Origin of the sequence: Kitasatospora sp. NPDC002965 (assembly GCF_040611255.1) — a bacterium.
Taxonomy (GTDB): Bacteria; Actinomycetota; Actinomycetes; order Streptomycetales; family Streptomycetaceae; genus Kitasatospora.
Genome location: NZ_JBEXNT010000029.1, coordinates 22,049 through 41,825, shown reverse-complemented (window position 1 = coordinate 41,825; position 19,777 = coordinate 22,049). Strand labels below are relative to the sequence as shown.

Annotated in this window: 17 protein-coding genes and 1 pseudogene; 12 read left to right on the top strand and 6 right to left on the bottom strand. The window is 75.2% G+C overall.

What is annotated here, in order from left to right; all coding sequences use genetic code 11:
- Window positions 1-431: 431 nt before the first annotated feature.
- Together ABZY91_RS14840 and ABZY91_RS14835 are read right to left on the bottom strand one after the other, a co-directional pair.
- Entirely contained in the window at window positions 432-1,076 is a 645-nt protein-coding gene (locus tag ABZY91_RS14840; RefSeq protein WP_329884897.1) for a response regulator transcription factor, read from the bottom strand.
- Window positions 1,073-2,302 carry a sensor histidine kinase gene (locus tag ABZY91_RS14835; RefSeq protein ID WP_355402547.1) on the bottom strand — a complete coding sequence of 410 codons (1,230 nt, stop codon included), beginning with the start codon at window positions 2,300-2,302 and terminating at the stop codon, window positions 1,073-1,075. The genes ABZY91_RS14840 and ABZY91_RS14835 overlap by 4 nt, the downstream gene beginning before the upstream one ends.
- 383 nt (window positions 2,303-2,685) lie before the next feature.
- Between ABZY91_RS14835 and ABZY91_RS14830 the strand changes: the two genes are divergently transcribed.
- The 8 genes and pseudogenes from ABZY91_RS14830 (at window position 2,686) to ABZY91_RS14795 (ending at window position 9,417) form a co-directional block, all read left to right on the top strand.
- A complete protein-coding gene (locus tag ABZY91_RS14830; RefSeq protein WP_329884898.1) occupies window positions 2,686-3,246 on the top strand; it encodes a heme-binding protein in 561 nt (186 codons plus the stop codon).
- 293 nt (window positions 3,247-3,539) lie between these two features.
- Window positions 3,540-3,956 (top strand): PPOX class F420-dependent oxidoreductase, encoded by a 417-nt coding sequence (locus ABZY91_RS14825; RefSeq protein WP_329885010.1) that lies wholly within the window; start codon window positions 3,540-3,542, stop codon window positions 3,954-3,956.
- Window positions 3,957-3,999: 43 nt separating this feature from the next.
- Window positions 4,000-4,425 carry a hypothetical protein gene (locus ABZY91_RS14820; RefSeq protein WP_329884899.1) on the top strand — a complete coding sequence of 142 codons (426 nt, stop codon included), beginning with the start codon at window positions 4,000-4,002 and terminating at the stop codon, window positions 4,423-4,425.
- Window positions 4,426-4,644: 219 nt separating this feature from the next.
- Window positions 4,645-5,112 (top strand): annotated as a pseudogene (locus ABZY91_RS14815) (NAD(P)-binding domain-containing protein); the annotation flags it as partial.
- Window positions 5,104-5,532, top strand: coding sequence for an NAD-binding protein (locus ABZY91_RS14810; RefSeq protein ID WP_355402545.1), 429 nt, complete (start codon window positions 5,104-5,106; stop codon window positions 5,530-5,532). The pseudogene ABZY91_RS14815 and the gene ABZY91_RS14810, both read left to right, overlap by 9 nt.
- A 212-nt stretch (window positions 5,533-5,744) precedes the next feature.
- Window positions 5,745-6,329, top strand: coding sequence for an NAD(P)H-dependent oxidoreductase (locus tag ABZY91_RS14805; RefSeq protein WP_355402514.1), 585 nt, complete (start codon window positions 5,745-5,747; stop codon window positions 6,327-6,329).
- 417 nt (window positions 6,330-6,746) lie between these two features.
- Window positions 6,747-8,036, top strand: a complete 1,290-nt coding sequence (locus ABZY91_RS14800) for an LPXTG cell wall anchor domain-containing protein (protein WP_355402512.1) — start codon at window positions 6,747-6,749, stop codon at window positions 8,034-8,036.
- Window positions 8,037-8,262: 226 nt separating this feature from the next.
- Window positions 8,263-9,417, top strand: a complete 1,155-nt coding sequence (locus ABZY91_RS14795; RefSeq protein ID WP_355402543.1) for a hypothetical protein — start codon at window positions 8,263-8,265, stop codon at window positions 9,415-9,417.
- Here the strand turns inward: ABZY91_RS14795 and ABZY91_RS14790 are convergent.
- Window positions 9,381-10,121, bottom strand: a complete 741-nt coding sequence (locus tag ABZY91_RS14790) for an aquaporin (protein ID WP_355402510.1) — start codon at window positions 10,119-10,121, stop codon at window positions 9,381-9,383. The two genes, ABZY91_RS14795 and ABZY91_RS14790, sit on opposite strands and share 37 nt — an antisense overlap.
- A 252-nt stretch (window positions 10,122-10,373) precedes the next feature.
- Here ABZY91_RS14790 and ABZY91_RS14785 point away from each other — a divergent pair, with 252 nt between their 5' ends.
- On the top strand, window positions 10,374-11,171 hold the full coding sequence (locus ABZY91_RS14785; protein ID WP_329948337.1) for a MerR family transcriptional regulator: 798 nt from the start codon (window positions 10,374-10,376) through the stop codon (window positions 11,169-11,171).
- Between the two features lie 75 nt (window positions 11,172-11,246).
- Here the strand turns inward: ABZY91_RS14785 and ABZY91_RS14780 are convergent, their stop codons facing one another.
- Window positions 11,247-12,314 (bottom strand): helix-turn-helix domain-containing protein, encoded by a 1,068-nt coding sequence (locus tag ABZY91_RS14780; RefSeq protein ID WP_355402507.1) that lies wholly within the window; start codon window positions 12,312-12,314, stop codon window positions 11,247-11,249.
- 384 nt (window positions 12,315-12,698) lie between these two features.
- On the opposite strand from ABZY91_RS14780, the gene ABZY91_RS14775 reads away from it, so the two are divergent.
- Window positions 12,699-13,232, top strand: coding sequence for a SigE family RNA polymerase sigma factor (locus tag ABZY91_RS14775; protein WP_329885012.1), 534 nt, complete (start codon window positions 12,699-12,701; stop codon window positions 13,230-13,232).
- Entirely contained in the window at window positions 13,229-14,749 is a 1,521-nt protein-coding gene (locus tag ABZY91_RS14770) for a hypothetical protein (RefSeq protein WP_355402505.1), read from the top strand. The genes ABZY91_RS14775 and ABZY91_RS14770 overlap by 4 nt, the downstream gene beginning before the upstream one ends.
- Window positions 14,750-14,843: 94 nt before the next feature.
- On the opposite strand, the gene ABZY91_RS14765 is transcribed toward ABZY91_RS14770, so the two are convergent.
- Window positions 14,844-16,322 carry an aminopeptidase P family protein gene (locus ABZY91_RS14765; protein WP_355402541.1) on the bottom strand — a complete coding sequence of 493 codons (1,479 nt, stop codon included), beginning with the start codon at window positions 16,320-16,322 and terminating at the stop codon, window positions 14,844-14,846.
- A gap of 242 nt (window positions 16,323-16,564) precedes the next feature.
- Window positions 16,565-18,190: a PP2C family protein-serine/threonine phosphatase gene (locus ABZY91_RS14760; RefSeq protein WP_355402503.1), complete on the bottom strand. Its 1,626-nt coding sequence runs from the start codon at window positions 18,188-18,190 to the stop codon at window positions 16,565-16,567.
- Between the two features lie 865 nt (window positions 18,191-19,055).
- Between ABZY91_RS14760 and ABZY91_RS14755 the strand changes: the two genes are divergently transcribed.
- Complete coding sequence (locus tag ABZY91_RS14755; RefSeq protein ID WP_355402501.1) at window positions 19,056-19,709, top strand: bifunctional DNA primase/polymerase; 654 nt, start codon at window positions 19,056-19,058, stop codon at window positions 19,707-19,709.
- Window positions 19,710-19,777 lie beyond the last annotated feature (68 nt).

Genomic DNA, 19,777 nt, shown 5'->3' with positions numbered 1-19,777 from the left:
GGGGGGGTTCTCGGGGGGCGGCGCGGCGCGCGCCCCCCGGCCCCCCCCCCCCGCCGCGTTCGCACGGCTCGATGCGCCGCTCCCCCCGACTCCCCGGACTCCCGCCGTCCCCCCTGGCTCCGCTCTCCGGCGAGAGCGCTCCGCACAGGCCCGGCAGGCCCCCTGTCTGCAGGGCGTCGTTGATCATTACGTTAACAAACCGCATGGTTGGTTTGTCAATAGTGAGATCCACGAAACATCCACATTCTGGGGTGTGGACCGGGGTCGAGGGAAGTCGCCGCCGGGAAAGGGCCGTTCGCGCAGGGAGCGGAGGAGGGAGCGGGGGAGGGGGCGGCGGCAGGCGGCGGGGGCGCCGGCCGGAGGCCCGTGGGCCCTCGTCGAAATCCGGCATTCCGCGTCGCCGCCGATACCGAACGGGGCCGCCCGGACGCTCAGCGCAGCAGCCGGCGCTCCTTGGCGACGGCCACCGCGCCCGCCCGGGTGTCGACACCCAACTTCTCGTAGATCCGGCCCAGATGGGTCTTCACGGTCGCCTCGCTGATGAACAGCGCGCGGGCGATCTCCCGGTTGCCGAGCCCCTGGGCGAGCTGGGCGAGGATCTCCAGCTCGCGCTCGGTCGGCTGTGGCGCCGGCGCCCGCATCTGCGCCATCACCCGGGAGGCGACCGGCGGGGAGAGCACCGTCCTGCCCTGCGCGGCCGAGTGCACCGCGGCGAACAGTTCCTCCGGCCGCTCGGCCTTCAGCAGGTAGCCGGTGGCGCCGGCGCCGATCGCCCGCGTGATGTCGGCGTCCGTGTCGTATGTGGTGAGGACCAGGACGTGCGGCGCGCCAGGAGCGGCGGTGATCCGCCGGGTGGCCTCCACCCCGTCGATGCCGTCGCCGAGTTGGAGGTCCATCAGCACCACCTGCGGTGCGAGCCGCGCCGCCAGCTCGACGGCCTCCTCCCCGCTGCTCGCCTCGCCGACCACCTCGATGTCACCGGCGCTCGCCAGCAGGGCGAGCAACCCGGCCCGGACCACGGCGTGGTCGTCGCAGACCAGCAGCCGGACCGGGGACGGCACGGGGTCGGTGTTCATCGGGGCTCCGGGGCTTGTCGGCGCTGCTCGGCGGGGGGACGGGGGGCGAGCGGGACCGCGGCGGAGACCACGGTGCCCTCGCCGGGGGCACTCTCCACGGTCAGGGCGCCGCCGAGCTGACGCAGCCGGGCGCGCATCGCGGGCAGGCCGTGGCCGCGGCTGCCGGCGGGGGAGGAGGCGGGGGCGCTGCCGTCGGCGGAGGAGGTTCCGGGGGAGGCCGGGTCGAACCCGCGGCCGTTGTCGGCGACGTCCAGCACGGCCTGGTCGCCGAGGAAGGAGAGGGTGAGCGCGGCGGCCGACGCCCCGGCGTGCTCCCGGACGTTGGCCAGGGCCCCCTGGGCGATCCGCAGCAGCGCGGCCTGCGCGGCGGCCGGCAGCGGGGCGGGTGCGCCGTCCAGGTGGAAGCGGACCGGCAGCCCGCTCTCGGCGGACTCCCGTTCGGCGAGCGAGCGGAGCACCTGGTCGAGCGTGCGGCCGTCGGCGAGCTCGGCGGGTGCGAGGTCGTGGACGAAGCGGCGGGCCTCCGCGAGGTTCCGGGCCGCCACGTCGGCGGCGGTACGGACGTGGGCGCGCGCCGTCGCCGGGTCGCCGTCCCAGGTGCGGTCGGCGGCCTGGAGCAGCATCTGCTGGCTGGAGAGCCCCTGGGCGAGGGTGTCGTGGATCTCCATCGCCAGCCGTTCACGCTCCGCCAGGGTGCCCTCCCGGCGCTCGGTTTCGGCGAGCTCGCGCCGGGTGCGGACCAGGTCGGCGATCAGCGCGCGCTGCCGCTCGGCCTGTCGCTCCATGTACAGGAAGACGGAGGTGGCCAGGGCCGCGACGGCGGGCGGCAGCAGGAGCAGGTTGGCGTCGACCCCGCCGGGCAGCCGCACCTCGCCGACCACCACCAGCAGGGTCAGTGCCGCGACCAGCGGGATCGCCGCCCGGGCCGGCAGGGTCCGCAGCGCCGTGTAGACCAGCGGGACGGCGCACCACGCGAAGCTCGGCGCGATCAGCACCAGTACCACCCAGATCGCGGTCACCAGGGTCAGCGGCCAGAGCCGGCGGCGGCGCCCCGGAGCGGGCGGGCGGTGGTGGGCCAGCCAGGAGCCGACCGGCTGGGCGACGGCCAGGGTGATGCTCAGGCCGAGCACCCAGGGGATGCGCGGGTTGCCGGGGTGATGGGTGAGGAACCGGCTGAGCGAGGTGGCGAGCAGGAGCAGGAAGGCGGAGTCGAGCAGTACGGCCAGCCGGCCCGCGTCCGGGTCGGGGACGTGCGCGTCGGGGTGCGGGCGGGGGCCGTGACCGGTGGGCGCGTCGGAGGCGTCGCCGTCCGGGCCGGGGCCGTCCGGGCCGGGGCCTGCGAGGGGGCGGCCGACATGGTCCACGGGCCCCTCCTCACTCCGCCGCCTGTTCCGTCCGCCCGCCCCGGTCGCGGCGCGCGGGTACGGCGCCGAGCTGCGCCGATCCCTCGATGGTGACCCGTGCGGCCCGGTCGCGCATCAACCGATCGGCTGACGGGGCCGTCGTCCATCATGCCTGCGGGCGGTGTCCGGAACGCCGATGTGGCGCGGGGGGCCGGAACCGGAGGATCGATCCCGTCCCCACCACCGATCCGACGAGGAGCCCGACCATGAAGAAGACCTCCGCCCGCGCCAAGGTGCTGACCGGCACCGTCGCCGCCGCCGCGCTGGCCGCCGCCACCGTGGGCGCCGTCTCGGCCAGCGCCGATTCCTCCGAGACCCCGGCCGTCGCGGCCGCCGTCAAGGCCGACACCCAGAACAAGAACCTCACCCAGACCACCGGCCTGACCATCGAGGCCGCCACCAAGGCCGCCCAGGCCACCCTGGACGCCGCCGCCAAGGCCGGCCAGCGCGTCTCGGTCGCGGTGGTGGACCGGGACGGCATCACCCGGGTCCTGCTCAAGGGCGACGGTGCCGGCCCGCAGTCGCCGGAGTCCGCCGAGCGCAAGGCGTTCACGGCGGTCTCCTGGAACGCGCCCACCTCCGAGCTGGCCAAGCGGCTGGCGCAGGCGCCGAACCTCAAGGACATCCCGGGCACCCTGTTCCTGGCCGGCGGCGCCCCGGTGCAGGCCAAGGGCGCGCCCGTCGCGGGCATCGGCGTCGCGGGTGCGCCCAGCGGCGACCTCGACGAGCAGTTCGCGCAGGCGGGCGTCGCGGCGCTCGGCAAGTAGCGGGTGCCGCGACGCCCGCCGGATCGCGGGCGGCGCGGCCTCGGCAGGGAACGGGCGTCGAGGCCCTCGTCGGGCAGCCGGACGCCCGGCACGGGACGTGCGCGCCGGGGCGGGCCCCCGACCGGCCCGGCGCGCACCGCACGCACCTGCCCCGGCCGGGGCCGTACGAGCCCCGCGCGGGTGGGTGCGGTTCGGCACGCTCCGGGGCACCACGGCGCACTCCGGCGCGAACAAGGTGGCCGGACATCCGCGCGCCGCGCCGTCCGAGCGGTCAGGATGGGGGCATGGCAGACATGACCGCGGCCGAATGGCGCGCCTTCCTCACCGCCGGCACCCGTACCGCCAAGATCGCCACCACCCGGGCCGACGGCCGCCCGCACGTGGCGCCGGTCTGGTTCCTGCTGGACGGTGACGAGATCGTCTTCAACACGGGTGCCGCCACCGTCAAGGGCCGTACGCTGGCACGCGACGGCCGGGTGATGCTCTGCGTGGACGACGAGCGGCCGCCGTTCTCCTACGTCCTGGTCCAGGGCACGGCCCGGCTCGTCGACGACCTGCCCGAGGTGCGGGAGTGGGCCACCCGGATCGCCGCCCGGTACATGGGGGAGGACCTCGCCGAGCAGTACGGCGCCCGCAACGGCGTCCCCGGCGAGCTCCTCGTACGGGTGAAGATCGAGAAGGTCAGCGCAGAACACGGGGTTGCCCACTGAAAAGCCTGTGCCGCTGTCAGTGCCGCGTGGCAGGCTTCCCGCTATGACGGCGTGGACCCTCAACGACATCGAACGTGCGATCCGCTCCTCCTGGGGTGTCGACACCTGCGCGCCCGAGGACCTGGCCCACTGGCGTCCCGACAACCCCGCCCGCGGCCAGTGCGGGGCGACCGCCCTGGTGGTGCACGACCTGCTCGGCGGCGAACTGATGATGGGCGAGGTGTACGCCGGCGGCGTCCGGACGGACCTGCACTGGTGGAACCGGTCCGCCGCCGGCGTCGAGGTCGACCTCACCCGGTCGCGGTTCGGCCCGGACGAGCGGGTCGGCCCCGGCCGCCCGGTCGCCCGCCCGCAGCGCCCGGGCCGGCTCCAGGCCCAGTACCAGTTGCTGCGCGGCCGGGTCGTCGCACACCTTGAGGCCGGCCGGGCGGTCGCCGCCGGCCGGCTGCCGGAGCGGGCCTGCGCCTGAGCCGGCACCCGAGCCGATTCCTGAACCGACTCCTGAACCGATTCGTGAGCTGCTTCCCGAGCCGCTGCCCGGGCCGCCGCCCGGACGGGACCCGCGACTGGACCCGCGACGGACGGACCGGAACGGCGCGCCCGCCCGCCGGGCCGGTCGTCGCCCGCTGACGTACAGTCGGGCGCATCGTGGCCGGACGACCGGCCCACCGGGCGGCAGCAGGAGTGTGCGATGGGCGGGACGACGGTCGGCTTCGTCGGACTGGGCGCGATGGGCCGGGGCATGGCGGCGAACCTGCTGGGGGCCGGGTACACCGTCCGGGTCTGGAACCGCTCGCCCGGACCGGTGGCCGAGCTGGTCGCCCGGGGCGCGCAGGCGGCCGACGGGCCGGCGGACGTGTTCGCCGCCGGGGTGGTGGTCTCCATGCTCGCCGACGACACGGCCTTCGAACGGCTGCTGCTCGACCCGGAGCTGCTGGCCGGCGCCGCCGCCGGCGTGCACGTCAACATGGCCACGGTCTCGGTGGCGCTCGCCGAACGGGCCGAGGCACTGCACACCGAGCACGGCATCGGCTACGTCGCCGCACCCGTGCTCGGCCGGCCACCGGCGGCCGCGGCCGGGACGCTCGACATCCTGACCGCCGGGAGCCCGGACGCGCTGGCGGCGGTCGAGCCGCTGCTGGCCGCCATGGGCCGGCGCACCTGGCACTTCGGCGACCGCCCGGTCCAGGCCAACGCCGCCAAGATCAGCACCAACTTCCTGCTGGCCTGCGCGATCGAGTCGCTGGCGGAGGCGTGCAGCCTGGCCGAGGCCAACGGGGTCCGCCCGACCGACCTGGTCGAGATGCTCACCGGCACCCTCTTCCCCGGACCGGCCTACACCGGCTACGGCTCGATGGTGGCCGAACGCCGTTACGAGCCGGCCGGGTTCAGGCTTCCGCTGGGCCTCAAGGACGTCGACCTCGCGCTCACCGCGGGCGCCGCGGCGCACGTCCCGCTGCCGTTCGGCAGCGTGCTGCGGGACGCCTTCCTGGACGCGCTCGCCCACGGGGACGGCGAGAAGGACTGGGCGGCCGTCGCCGCCGTCGCCCGCCGCCGGGCCGGCTTGCCGGCGTAGCGCCGACCGGCGGACGCCGGGAACGGCCGGGGGCGGGGCACGGGCTGGCGCCGGGCACGGCCGGGGGCGGGCGACGGGCCGGACCGGCCCCCGGGGCCGGAACAGATCGGCGGGGGCCCGGGTTGGTGTGGGGCACCAGAGGCCGGTGGGGCAGCTGTGGCGACCGGGCCGCGCGCACCTTCCGCCGGCCACGCGTCCCACGGGGGTCCCGCATGTCCGAGCACCGCACCGGCGCCGCCGCGTCGCGTTCCTTCCTCTTCCTCGACTCCGGCGCACGGGCCGGCGGCAACTCCGAGCAGCTCGCCCGGCTGGCCGCCGAGGCGAGTCTGCCGCTCGGCGCCGAGCAGCGGTGGCTGCGGCTGAGCGACCACCCGTTGCCCCCGTTCGAGGACCGCCGGCACACCGGCGACGGCCGCTACGAGGAGCCGACCGGTCACGAACGAACCCTGCTGGACGCCACGTCGGCGGCGACCGACCTGGTCTTCGTCGCACCGCTGTACTGGTACGCACTGCCGACCAGCGCCAAGCTCTACCTGGACCACTGGTCGGCCTGGCTCCGTGTCCCCGGTGCGGACTTCCGGGCCCGGATGGCGGGCGGCACGATCTGGGCCGTCACCGCCTACGCCACCGAGCCGGACAAGGCGGACCCGCTGGTCGGCACGCTCCGGCTGGTCGCCGAGTACATGGGCATGCGCTGGGGCGGCGCGCTGCTCGGCCACGGCACCCGGCCGGGGGACGTGCTCGACGACGAGCAGGCGCTGATCTCGGCCAAGTCCTTCTTCGCGGACGCCGGCTGACGCCGGACCCCGGCACCCGGCGGCGGGTGACGGCGGGTGACGGCGGCGAGGGCGGAGCCGGTCCGGCCGTCGGCCGGGTGCGAACCGGTGGCCGTCACCCGGAACCGGACGGAGGTCGCACGCGTTGGAGCCGTCGGGTTCAAGCCACGGAGGTGTACGACACGGTCCCCACGGGCGTGTTCCGGTCACTTCGTGGGCATCTGACGGAAAGGATCAAAAGCCCTGTCAGGGGGCCGAGTTGGGTCAATTGGGCAGATATCGGGCGGGGTGCGGGACAACACGGCACCCGCCTTTCCGAGTGGCTGGTTCCTTCGGTAGTCTCCGTCGGACTTCCAGCTTCGCGGGGGGAAGGCAGCTCGGACAGCAGCGTCCGCCCGCGCTCCCGGGTCCTGCCCGGACACTCTCGTGAGGTCTCCCGTGTCCATCTCCATACCGCGCAGTCTCGCCCTCGCCGGTGCCACCGCGCTGGCTGCCTCGATGGCCCTGACCGGTGCCCAGGGTGCCGTCGCCGCCGCCACGGGCTCGCCGTCGGCCGCCGCGCCGCAGGCCGCCAAGGCGGCTTCCCGCCAGCTCGACCTGTCGCTGGACGGGGTGCCGAGCACCTTCGTCGCGGGCGGCGAGTCCAAGCAGTTCAGCTTCACCATCGACAACGACACCAAGACGGACTTCGTCTTCTACCCGCTGCTCAAGTTCAAGAACGCCAAGGGCAACCTGCGCGCGGACCAGCTCAAGGTCGAGTACCAGCTGCCCGAGGGCCTGGACAAGACCAAGACGTGGCTGCCCGCCGCCCCCGCCCCGGGCGGCGGTGAGACCGACGACGACGGTGTGCTGTTCCTGCTCAGCAAGCTCGTCAACGGCAACCCGGACTACGAGAACTCGCTGCTCGCCGTCAAGAAGGGCAAGAGCCTCACCCTCACCGTCCGCGTCGCGGTGACCAAGGACGCGCCGCTCGGCACGGCCGGGGTCGTCCCCGTGGTCTTCTCCGCGGCGGCCGAGGGCAACACCCCCATCGGTGAGGGCGAGTTCAGCTGCGACGGCATCCACGGCGAGCGTTTCACCATCGTGCCCGGCGGCAAGCCGAGCCCGACCGCCACGCCGTCCACGACGAAGCCGACCACCCCCAGCACGAGCCCGACGGTGAAGCCGACCGGCAGCCCGTCGGCCACCACGACGCCGACGGGAACCCCCTCGCCGTCCGCCACGGTGACCCCGAGCACCACGCCGAGCACCACCCCGAGCGGGACGGCGACCCCGAGCACCACCGCGAGCCCGTCGGCCACGACGACCGCTTCCCCGTCCGCGACCGCGACGCCGTCCACGACGGCCACGCCGTCCGCGAGCACGACGCCGTCCGCCAGCACGACGCCGAGCGCGAGCACCTCGCCGAGCGCCCCCGTCACCACCGCGCCCGCCACGACGGCTCCGGCCACCACGGCTCCGGAGAGCCCCACCCCGGCGCCCAGCGGCACCGGTGCGCGGGAGCCGATCGACTTCCCGGTGAGCATCCCGAAGGTCTCGCCGCCGCCGATCACCCCGGCCGCCGTGGTCAAGGCGAACGCCAACGCGGACAACGCCGAGAAGGCGCTGGCCACCACCGGTGGCGGTGACAACACCACCGCCATCGCGATCGCGGGTGGCGCCGTCCTCGCGGCCGGTGTCGGCACCCTGGTGGTGCTCCGCCGCCGTCGCTCCGCCCAGCAGGGCTGAGCCGCACCGCCGACGCCCGTCGACGACGCGCACAGCTGACGCCCGTCGCTGACGCATACCGCCCGTGCTCCCGCACCCCGGGGGCACGGGCGGTTTCGTCAGGTCACCTAGGATGGCGGGCCGAGGGGGCGGAACGGCGGACGAGGTGGGTGTGCGGGAACGGGGTTCGGGGCGTCCGGGACGGGCCGGTACGGACTACGGGGCGGCCACCGGCCGGATCGCCGGGTTGCCGGTCCGCCGACACCACGTCCTGCTGGTCGCCTGGACGGTGCTCTGGTTCCTGCTGGTCGAACCGAGCGGCGGCTTCTCCTGGCACTACCTCCGGCAGGGCGAGGAACTGCTCTTCAGCGACCGGCCCGACGGTGGTCTCTCGCTCTACGCACACCACCCCGAGCTCCAGATCGGCCCGGTCAGCCTGGCCGTGGCACGGCTCTTCGGCCCGTTCCCCGCACACACCGGCGCGGTCCTGGCCGAGGCGGTGATGTCCGGGCTGGGCCTGGCGATGCTGGTCCTGGTCGGCCGCACCGCGGCCCGGCACTACCTGGGCACCGGTACCAACCACCGCCGGCTCCAGCAGCGGCTGCTGATCGCCGGGCTCGCGTTCATCCCGATGTGGGTCGAGGTGTCCGTCCGCTTCGCGCACCTGGACGACGTGCTGGCGCTCTTCTTCACCACCCTCGCGGTGCACGAGCTGAGCCGGGGACGGGCCTGGCTGGTCGGCGTCTTCCTGGCGCTGGCGGTCGACTCCAAGCCGTGGGCGCTGGCGTTCGCGCCGCTGATCCTCGCCCTGCCCCGGCCGGCCTGGCTGCGGACGGCGCTCTGGTTCGCCGGGCTGGTGGCCGTCGCCTGGCTGCCGTTCTACCTGGGCGACCTCGACACCATGGCGGCCGCCAAGTTCACCATCCCCAACCAGCCCGCCTCCGCCCTGCGCTGGTTCGGGGTGACCGACCCGGCCACCCCGTGGTGGGACCGGCCGGCCCAGTTCGCGCTCGGCCTCACGCTGGGCTGCCTGGCGGTCCGGCGGGGCCGCTGGCCGGCCGTCGTGCTGCTCGGGGCGGACGCCCGGATCCTGCTCGACCCGAGCGTCTACACGTACTACACCGCGTCGATCCTGCTCGGCACCCTGCTCTGGGACACGGTCGGCCAGCAGCGCCTGGTGCCGTGGTGGAGCTGGATCGCGCTGGCCTCGCTGTACGGAGGCACGCTGCTGCTCCCGTCCGACGCGGCACGCGGCCTGGCCAGGCTGGCCTTCGTGGTGGTGTCCGCCGGGTACGTGCTGTTCTGGCCCGACCGGCGACGGCGCGGGCCGCGCGGGCGGTCCGGGCGTGGGGGACCACGGTCCGTTCAGCCGCAACCCGAACGCGAACCGGTGACGGCCTGACCGTCCGCCGCCCGGTGCACCCTGCCGGTCGACAGGGCCGCGAGCGCGAGCCCGGCCCCGGCACCCGCGGTCTGCGCGAGGACGAAGCCCGGGACGGACCCCGGGGCGATGCCGGTCCAGCCGTCGGTGAACGCCCGGCCGAGCGTGACGGCAGGGTTGGCGAAGCCGCCCGAGGAGGTCGCCCAGCAGGCGGCCCCGACCCAGAGCCCGACCGCCGTCGACACCGGTCGCCGACGGCCGCCGCCCGCCGACACGGTCACCACCAGCAGCAACGTTCCGGCGGCCACCGCCTCGCCGAGCAGGAGCGCCCCGCCCCCGCGCGGCACCGCGGACAGTTCGAACAGCGGGTGCCCGAACATCGCGTCGGCCAGTCCCGTCCCCGCGAGCGCGCCGACGGTCTGCACCGCGGCGTACGCGGTCGCCTCGCGCAGCGGCAGACCGGTGGGTGTCCGTCGCCCGGTCCACCAGCACCCGGCCGTCACCAGTGGATTGAGGTGACCGCCGGAGACCGGTCCGAACAGGTCGATCAGCACCGCCAGGGCGGCGGCCGAGGCCCCCACGTTCGCGAGGAACCGCACCCCGGCGTCCGCGGTCAGCGCGTCGGCCCGGAAGCCGGAGCCGACCACGACGGCGGCCAGCACCGCGGTGCCGACCGCCTCCGCAGCCAGCCGGCGGCGCAGGGGCGGAGCGGGACGGGTGGTCATGCGCCCATGCTGGCCGCCGCCCGCACGGCCCGGCAATTGGCGGCTCCGTCCAATCCGGACCGGCCGCCGGTCCGCCCGCTCGGAGACTCGTCCACGTGGGCCGTGCGCGCGGGGCGTCCACGTGGGCCGCGCGTGCCGGGCGTCCACGTGGGCCGTGCGCGCGGGGCGCGCGCGCGTCGCACCCGTGAAACTGGACTTGACCCTCACGCAACGGGAGGAAAGAGAGTGGGGCAGCACGAAGGGAGAACCCGGATGAACGGCGGCGAAGGGCCCGACCGTACGGGGTACGCGGTCGGCGCGGTGGCGAAGTTCGCCAAGGTGACCGTCCGCACCCTGCACCACTACGACGAGATCGGCCTGCTGTCCCCCCGGGGCCGCACCCGGGCCGGCTACCGCCGGTACGACGAGGCCGACCTCGACCGGCTGCAGCGGATCCTGTTCTACCGCGAACTCGGGTTCCCCCTGGAGGAGATCGCGGCCGTCCTGGACGACGGCTCGGTGAGCCCGAGCGAGCACCTGCGGCGCCGGCACCGACTGCTGACCGACCGCATCGCCCGTCTCCAGGAACTGGCCGCGGCCGTCGAACACGCCATGGAGGCAGAGAAGATGGGCATTCAGCTGACCCCGGAGGAGAAGTTCGAGGTCTTCGGCGACTCCTACCGCGAGGAGTGGGAGACCGAAGCCGAGCAGCGCTGGGGCTCCGGTGACGCCTGGGCGGAGTCCCGGCGCCGCACCGGCGGCTACGGCAAGGCCGACTGGGAACGGATCAAGGCCGAGGGGGACGCGCTCAACGCCCGTCTGGCCGAGGCCTTCACCGCCGGTGAACCGGCCGGCGGCGGCCCGGCGGCGGACCTCGCCGAGGCGCACCGGCAGCAGATCACCGACAACTTCTACGCGTGCGGCTACGAGATGCACCGCTGCCTCGCCGAGATGTACGTCGCCGACCCGCGCTTCACCGCCGTCTACGACGGGCTCGCCCCCGGCCTCGCGCAGTGGCTGCACGACGCCATCCTCGCCAACGCGGCCCTCCGCACCGGGACGCAGGCGTGACCCGATGACCGGGCCCCGGCCGTCCTCCCCCACGGGACGCCCGCCGGGGCCCCGGACCCCCCGGACCCCCCGGGCTCAGGCGCCGCCGTGGCCGAAGGAGCGGCGGTAGGCGGTGGGCGAGGTGCGCATCACCCGGCCGAAGTGGTGCCGGTAGGTGGCGGCACTCTCGAAGCCGACGGCGACGGCGATCTCCTCGACGGTCCCGGCGGGTGCTTCGAGGAGGGGCAGGCTGGCCGCGATGCGCTGGCTGATCACCCAGCGCATCGGGCTGGTGCCGTTGCGGGCGGTGAAGTGCCGCAGGAAGGAGCGGTCGGACATCCCGGCGGCCCGGGCCAGCAAGGTGACGGTCAGCGGCGAGGCGAGGTGGTCCAGCGCCCACTGCATGGAGCGGCCGATCCCGTCGTCCCCCTCCTCGACCGGCCGGACCGCGGCCTCGACGAACTGCGCCTGGCCGCCGTCCCGGTGCGGCGGCACGACGAAGCGGCGGGCCACGCTGTTGGCCACCCGGGCGCCGTGATCGCGGCGGACCAGGTGCAGGCAGAGGTCGATCCCGGCGGCGCTGCCGGCGCTGGTCAGGACGGAGCCGCTGTCCACGTACAGCACGTCGGGGTTGACCCGGACCGCCGGGTGGAGCTGCTGGAGCAGTTCCGCGTACCGCCAGTGGGTGGTGGCCTCGCGGCCGTCCAGCAGGCCGGCGGCGGCGAGTGCGAAGGCTCCGGAGCAGATGGAGACGATCCGGGCGCCGCGTTCGTGCGCGGTGCGCAGCGCGGCGACCAGGCCCGGGGAGACCCCGCCGGCCTGGCGGCCGGGAGGCGCGCCCACGCCGCCGAAGGCGTTCGGCACGCCGGGCACCACCACCGTGTCGGCGGCGGCGAGTTCGTCCAGGCCGTGTTCGGCGGTGAGGGAGAAGCCGCCGACGGAGCGGAGCGGGGTCCCGGGGCGGTCGGCGCAGACCTTGAGCCCGTACCAGGGGGCGGCGAGCAGCCCGCTCAGCTCCGGCCTGGCGAGCCCGAACACCTCGACCACGACGCCGAGTTCGAACGGTGTCATGCCGTCGAAGGCGTACACGGCGACGTCGTGGACCGGCTCCGGGCGCCGTCCGATGGTGACGGCCACCGGCCCGGTGGTCTGCTGGTCGGCCATGGGGTCCCCTCGGGCGGGCGGCGCGGCTGGCGGGATGTCGGGGAGTGTAGCCGTTTCGGCCGGATCCGATTTCCCGGAACCGGGCAGCAACCCCGGGCGCCCCCACACGTCCATAGGTACGGGGGCGGGGGGAGCCGGAGAACCGGTACTGGCAGTATTCCCGCAGATCACAACCTTGATCACGTGTCATGACGGGGCCGGTTCGCGCCGGGAGCCGTCCTGGGGGAAAGCAGAACGTACATGTCCATGGCCATCGGGCCGATCGCGGGACGGGGTGGGGGGCGGCGCTTCTCCCTCGCCGGGTTGACGGGGCTGCTGTTCGGCGCGCAGGAGGCCGAGGCGCCCGCCGGTCCGGTCGGGGAGCAGGGGCCGGCGCAACGGCGCATGGGCTTCAGGCTGCTCCGCGGAGGGCGGTCGGCGGCCGAGGAGGAACGGCCCACCCTGACCGACCTGTACCACGCGCACCGGCTGGGCCTGGTACGCATGGCGGTGCTGCTGGTGGACCACCAGGACCTGGCGGAGGACGTGGTCCAGGAGGCCTTCACCCAGCTCTACCAGCGACACGGGGAAACGCTGGACGACCTCGACAACGCGCTCGGGTACCTGCGCACCTCGGTCGTCAACGGCGCCCGGTCGATGCTGCGCCGCCGCAAGACCGCGCGCGAGTACGTTCCCCCGCACGAGGCGGACGCACCGTCGGCGGAGGACCACGCGGTGCTCAACGACGAGCACCGCCGGGTGCTGGTCGCCCTGCAGGAGCTGACCACGCGTCAGCGCGAGGTGCTGGTGCTGCGGTACTGGTCCGACCTTTCGGAGGCACAGATAGCCGAAACCCTGGGACTCTCCCGGGGCGCCGTGAAGTCCACCGCCAGCCGGGCACTGGACGCCCTGGAAAAGCATCTGGAGAAGGTTCGATGACCGACAGGCTTCCCCGCCGTCCCGGCGGCGGCGACGACGGGCCGGACGAGACCCCGGTCGAACGGCTGCTCCGCGAGGCGATGAGCGCCCGCGCGGCGCAGATCGGCGCGCACGACCTCCGTCCGGCGGCGCCCCCGAACCGGCGGGTCCGCCGGCTGCGGCCGGTCTACCTCGCAGCCGTCCCGCTGTTCGCCCTGGCCGCCGCGCTGGCGTTCGGCGTGCTCGGCTTCCGCGGCGACACCGTGGCCAGGCAGCAGGACCCCGGCCCGGCCGCCACCGTGACCGTCACGGAGACGCCGTCACCGGTCCCGACGCCGGTCCCGACACCGGAGCCGAGCCCCACGGCGGCTCCGACCGCGGACGCCTCCCCGTCGGCCGACGCGGACGAGGCGGCCGGGCCGGGCGACCGGCCGACCGGCGGCGCGACCGGCGCGCCGCTCGGCGGCCAGGTGCCGCAGAGCACCTCCGGCGGCACCCCGCCGGTCACCAGCACGTCGAGCAGCAGTGCCCCGCCGCAGACGGCGGCCGTCCCGTACACCTTCCGCGGCGTCAAGTTCAAGGTCCCGCCGGGCTGGCGGGTGTCACCGCCCAAGCCGACCGACGACCGGGTCTGCGTGCTCAGCCCGGGGGCGCCGACGAGCGCCCAGCCGGGCTGGTCGCCGGACTCCTGCGAGCCGTACGGCGTCTCCGTCGTGGTGTACGACTCGGCGAGCGAGGTCGAGGGCGCGACCTGGCCCACGACGGCGGACCTCGGCTCGACCTCCGGGTGGGGGCACCAGCCCACGTGCCCGATCTGGGGGAGGCCCTACATCCCCACCGGCCCGTACGCGTCGGTGGGCGCACCGGTCCGGACGAAGGACATCGTGGCCGGCCGGGCGATCGACAAGACGCAGTGGCAGGTGGCCTGCACCAGCGCCGACACGTTCACCGCCCAGCTGTGGGGGCTGTCGGCCGACCAGGTGTTCATCGTGGCCAACGGACTCAAGCCGGAGTACCAGGCGGGCCTGGTGTCGCTCCTGGACACGCTGAACGTCAGCGGGCACCCGGCGCCGGTGCAGGTGCCGCACCAGAACGACGTGAGCGTGAGCGTCGAGGGGATCGGCGTCGGCCAGCAGGTGCCGAACGACGGCAGCGCGGTGCCGGTCACGGTCACGTACAAGAACACCAGCCAGACCGACTACGCGGCGATGGTGCCCTTCGTCTACGCCGAGCCGTACCCGGGGGCGCCCGCCGCTGGGGCGGGCTCCGCCGTGCGCGGCACGGTGGAGCGGCAGGACGGCGCCGGTGCCTGGCAGACGTACGACATCGGGATCACCAAGCCCGCCAGGGACGGGTCCAACGGAATCGTCGCCCTGGCGCCCGGGCAGAGCGTGACGCTGAAGTTCCGGCTGAAGCTGACCCCCCAGGACGGCGCGGGGGTGATGCCGGTGACCTTCACGGCGATGGTGGTGCCCCAGCAGGGGCCGGGGAGCGTCGTGGGCACCCGCACCATCCCGGTGCGGGTGGTCGTGAAGTAGACGACGCAGGGCCGCGGGGCCCGGCTCCCCCCTCGGAGGGGGGAGCCGGGCCCCGCGGCTGCGACGGTTCCCGGGGTGCGAGCGGCCCGCGGGGTCAGGCGAGCGAGGCCATCCACGCCTCGACGTCCCCGGCGCGGCGCGGCAGGCCGGCCGAGAGGTTCTCGTTGCCGTCGGCGGTGACCAGGATGTCGTCCTCGATCCGGACGCCGATGCCGCGGTACTCCTCGGGGACGGTCAGGTCGTCCTGCTGGAAGTAGAGGCCGGGCTCGACGGTGAGCACCATGCCCGGCACCAGCAGCGCGTCGACGTGCTCCTCGGTGCGGGAGTGGGCGCAGTCGTGGACGTCCAGGCCGAGCATGTGGCCGGTGCCGTGCAGGGTCCAGCGGCGCTGGAGCCCCAGCTCCAGGACCTTCTCGACGTCGTGGACCGAGGGGTCCAGCAGGCCCCAGGCGAGCAGGCGCTCGGCGAGCACGCGCTGCGAGGCGTCGTGGAAGTCGCGGAAGCGGGCGCCGGGCTTCACGGCCGCGATGCCGGCCTCCTGCGCGTCGTAGACCGCGTCGTAGATCTTCCGCTGCAGCTCGTCGAAGCGGCCGCCGATCGGCAGCGTGCGGGTGACGTCGGCGGTGTAGAGGGTGGCCGTCTCGACGCCGGCGTCGAGCAGCAGCAGCTCGCCGGGGCGGACGTCGCCGTCGTTGCGGACCCAGTGCAGGGTGGTGGCGTGCGGGCCGGCGGCGCAGATCGAGCCGTAGCCGACGTCGTTGCCCTCGACGCGGGCGCGGCGCCAGAAGGTGCCCTCGATCCAGCGCTCGGAGGTGGCGACGGCCTGGCCGAGCTCGCGGACGCAGTCGGTGAAGCCGTTGACGGTGGCGGTGCAGGCGGCGCGCAGCTCGCCGATCTCCCACTCGTCCTTGACCAGCCGCAGGCCGCTCAGGAACTCCTTGAGCCCGGCGTCGCGGTCGGCGTCCAGCACGTCGGCGAGTGCGGCCTCCAGGCCGGCGTCGTAGCCGCGGACGATCCGGGTCGGGGCGCCGCCGGTCCGGGCGTGCTCGGCCAGCTCGTCGGCGGCCTTGCGGACGTCGCGGGCGGGCAGGCCGAGCAGCTGCTCCTGCTCGGCGAGGCTGTGCCGGCGGCCGACCCACAGCTCGCCGTAGCCGTCCAGCCAGAACTCGCCGTTCTCGCGGTCGGAGCGGGGCAGCAGGTAGAGGCCGAACGCGTGGCCGGTGTCACCGGTGGGCTCGGCGACCAGCACGGCGTCCTCGGTCTGGTCACCCGTGAGGTGGACGTACTCGCTGGCGGCACGGAAGCTGTACTCGGTGTCGTTGGCGCGCACCCGCAGGTTGCCGGCCGGGACGATCAGCCGCTCGCCGGGGTAGGCGGCGGAGAGCCGGGCGCGGCGCTCGGCGGTGTAGGGGGCCTGGGCGATCGGGGCCAGGCCGTGCAGCTCGGTGTCGGCCCAGCCGGACTTCATCGAGGCGGCGAGTTCGTCGGAGACCTCGGAGTAGAGGCCGTTCTTGCGGCCCTTGAACTGCTGCGGCTGCTCGTCGCCGCCGGCGGCCTCGGGGTTCTCGGCCACCGCCGGGGTGCGGTCCTCGGTCACGTACGTCGCCTCCTTGCGCGTGGTGCCGCTTCGGTCGTGTCGGATCGCGACACACCTGGGCGGCCGTGCGTCCATGGTACGGACGCCCGGCCGCTCGACTGTTCGGGGTCGTTCGAGGCCGTTCGGTTCCGGCCGGTCCGGCGGCCCCCGGAAGGTCCGGAAGGCGGCGGAGGCCCGGGGCGCCGGTGCCCCGGGCCGGTGCACCGGCCCGGACGCCCTCACTCGAAGCGGGCCGCCAGCAGCAGCAGGTCGTCGGTGGCCTGACCGGGGGCGGGGGAGCCCGGGGCGGCCTCCTCCCGTCCGGCGCAGACCGCCAGCAGGTGCGCGCAGAGCCGGTCCGGGTCGGTGCGGACGTCACGGGGCGCGTCGGCGGCGGCCCGGCGCAGGCCGGCCTGCCCGGCGTGCAGGGTCGGGCCGAACCGGCGGGCCAGGCCCTCGGTGTACAGCACCAGGGTGTCGCCCCGTTCGGCGGTCAGCTCGACGCCGGGCGCCTCCCAGCAGGAGAGCATGCCGAGCGGCGCGGACAGCGAGGTCTCGACGAACTCGGCGCCGTACCGGGTGACCAGCACGGGCGGGCAGTGGCCGGCTCCGGCCAGGGTGATCCGGCGCTCCTCCGGCTCCACCCAGGCGTAGACGGCGGTGGCGCTGCGGGCCGGCTCGGTGGTCTTGAGCAGCAGTTCGAGGTCGCCGAGGACCGAGACCGGGTCCTCGCCCTCCAGCACCGCGTACGCCCGCAGCGCGGACCTGACCCGGCCCATCGCGGCGGCCGCGCCGGGGGCGGAACCGGGACCGGCGCCCGGCCCGTCGCCGGAGACCGAGCCGACGGTGAGGCCGACCGTGCCGTCCGGCAGCGGGATGGCGTCGTACCAGTCGCTGCCGGAGGAGCGGTCCAGCCCGGCCGGGACCAGCCGCGCCGCCAGCCGCAGGCCGGCGGGCTGGGGGAGGCGGTCGGGCAGCAGGCCGCGGCGCAGGGCCTCGGTGGTGCGCCGGACCTTCTCCGCGTCCAGCTGCTTGGCCAGCAGCGGGGCAGCGACCTCGCAGTAGCGGCGGGCCAGCTCGCGCCGGCGGTCGGTCGGTGCGGCGGGTTCGTCGTAGAACCAGAGGGCGGCGGCCAGCGGGCCGTCCTCCTCGGTGGCCAGCGGCAGGCCGTAGCAGCCGCCGAGGCCGAGGCCGGCGGCCAGCTCGCGGAGCCGGGCGCCGACGGCTGGGTCGTGGGCGAGGTCGTACGACTGCAGCTCGGCGGGCCGGTCGTGCTCGCGCAACAGCCGGGCGACCAGGCTCTGGTCCGGCGGGACCGTCTCCAGCGAGCCCAGGCTGGCACGGTTCAGGCCGAGGCCGAGCGGCTGGCCGGGGCCACCGGGCAGCGCGGTGACCAGCAGGGCCCGGCGGGCGCCGAGCAGTTCGGTGCCGGAGGCCAGGACGGCGGCGAGGGTGGCGTCGACGCCGCGGGCGCGGGCGAGCAGTTCGGTGTGCTCGTGCAGGCTCGCGAAATCGGACAGCTGTCCGGCCAAACGGTCCTGCACCGCGGACGCGGGCGCGGTCCGTCCGTCGACCGCTGCGACCTTCTCGCCGGGCGCGGTCCGGTCGTCGGGTGTCGTCCGGTCGCCGGGGGTCGCCGTCCCGTCCGGCGCGGCCCGGCCGTCGGACGCGGTCCGCTCGCCGGCCGGGCCGGCGGGATCGCTGTCGGCCGCGCCGCCGGGTCCGCCGGGTCCGCCGGGTCCGCCCGGCCCCCCGGTGCCGGGCACCGGGCCGGTGAAGCCGGGCGGGTCGAGCAGGGAGAGGCCGCTGGCGCCGGCGGGCTCGGCGGGCTCGGAGGAGGTCGACGCTGGGTGGGACTCGGTCATGCCGCCACTCCTGACGCGGTGGTACGTGTCACGCGGATCATGCGGAACTCCCATGGACGGCCGTTTGGAGCGATCACGGCCAAAAGGGCGCGTTTCGCCTCGATTCGCTACTACTCGTCATTGATCGACAGCAATGCCACCACTTCTACACAGGCCATTCGGGGCATGTCCAGAGCCATGACAAGGCCGGTGGCCTGTTCGTCCTGCTCCCGGGGACCCGGCTCGGGGGCGTGTTCGGTTCGTGCGCGCGCCGGCCGGTCACCTCCGGGGCGCTCCCGGTCGGCGCCGCGCTCCGGCCGGTTCCCCCTGGTTCTCCCGCGGGTCCTCCGCCGCGTTCCGTCAGGTCCGGACCGCGCCCCTGCCGGGCCCGGACCGGGTTCCCGCCGCGCTCCCACCGGGTTTCCACCGGCAGTGATCCCCGGTGGGCGGCCTGCTCGCGGCCGGTCGCGACGGGGCGTGACCGCCCTGTCGCCCGAGCGCGACGGCCCCGTCGTCCGGGCATGGAGCAGCCAGAAGCGGGCAGAACCGTGAGGACGGCTCCGGCGGCCGTCCGGATCGTATGCTTTCGCCGTCCGCAGGCCGGGCCGGCGGGAAGTGACTCACTCGTACGGTGGAACCAACCGCGCCCGGGCGGCGTCCATCCGGTCGCATACGGGATTCTCGTTCCAAGGGCTGTTCTATTCCGCGGCCCTTTCACATCCTGCTCCACTGCGTGCTCCACGCCCGCACCGCCGTTCGCCCTGCCGTTCGCCCTGCCCGCCGCCCGCTTCCGGGCCGGTGCGGCGTTCCCGGACGCGCGCCGGCGGCCCGGTCCGGAGCCCGCGGTCCGGAGCCACCGAGCGGTCACGGAAAGGAACGGGTGCCAATGCGCGACAACCCCATGCGCGACAACCCGAGGAGCCGGTCGGCGGCCCGGGTGTCCCGGCTGGCTGCGGCCCTGACGGCCGCCACCGAGTACCGCTGGCCCGTCGTCCCCGGCACGCAGCTCGTCGGCGGTCACTGCTCCTGCGGCGACCCGGACTGCCCCGTACCCGGCGTCCACCCGCACGACCCGCCGCTGCTCGCGGCCACCACCGATGCCCGGATGGTGCGTTGGTGGTGGGAGCAGCGCTGTCCGGACGCGCCGCCGCTGGTCGCCACCGGCCGGACCGTCTCGGCGGTCAGCCTGCCGGCTGCGGCCGGGGCCCGCGCGCTCGCCTACCTCGCCGCGCTCCGGCTGCCACTCGGACCGGTGATGGCCATGCCGGGCCGGTACGCGATGCTGGTCGCCCCCTACTCGCTCGACGCGCTCGGCGAAATGCTGGCCCAACTCCCTTGGGTGCCGGGCTCGTTGCGCTACCACGGGAGCGGAGGCTTCCTGCCGCTGCCGCCGGGCGGCGGTGCGGGCGACCGGGTGCGGTGGGTGCTGCCGCCGCGTCAGGGCGCCGACGGTGGCGTCTGGCTTCCCCAGGTCGGGCCGCTGCTGGGCGAGTTGGTGGAGGCGGCGGTCCAGCTGGACAGCGGTCGGCCCACGTACTGATCGGGCACGGCCCACCCGTTCCGGGGTGGGCCGGCCGGAAAAACAAAAGATCCGGCCGCTGGCGACGG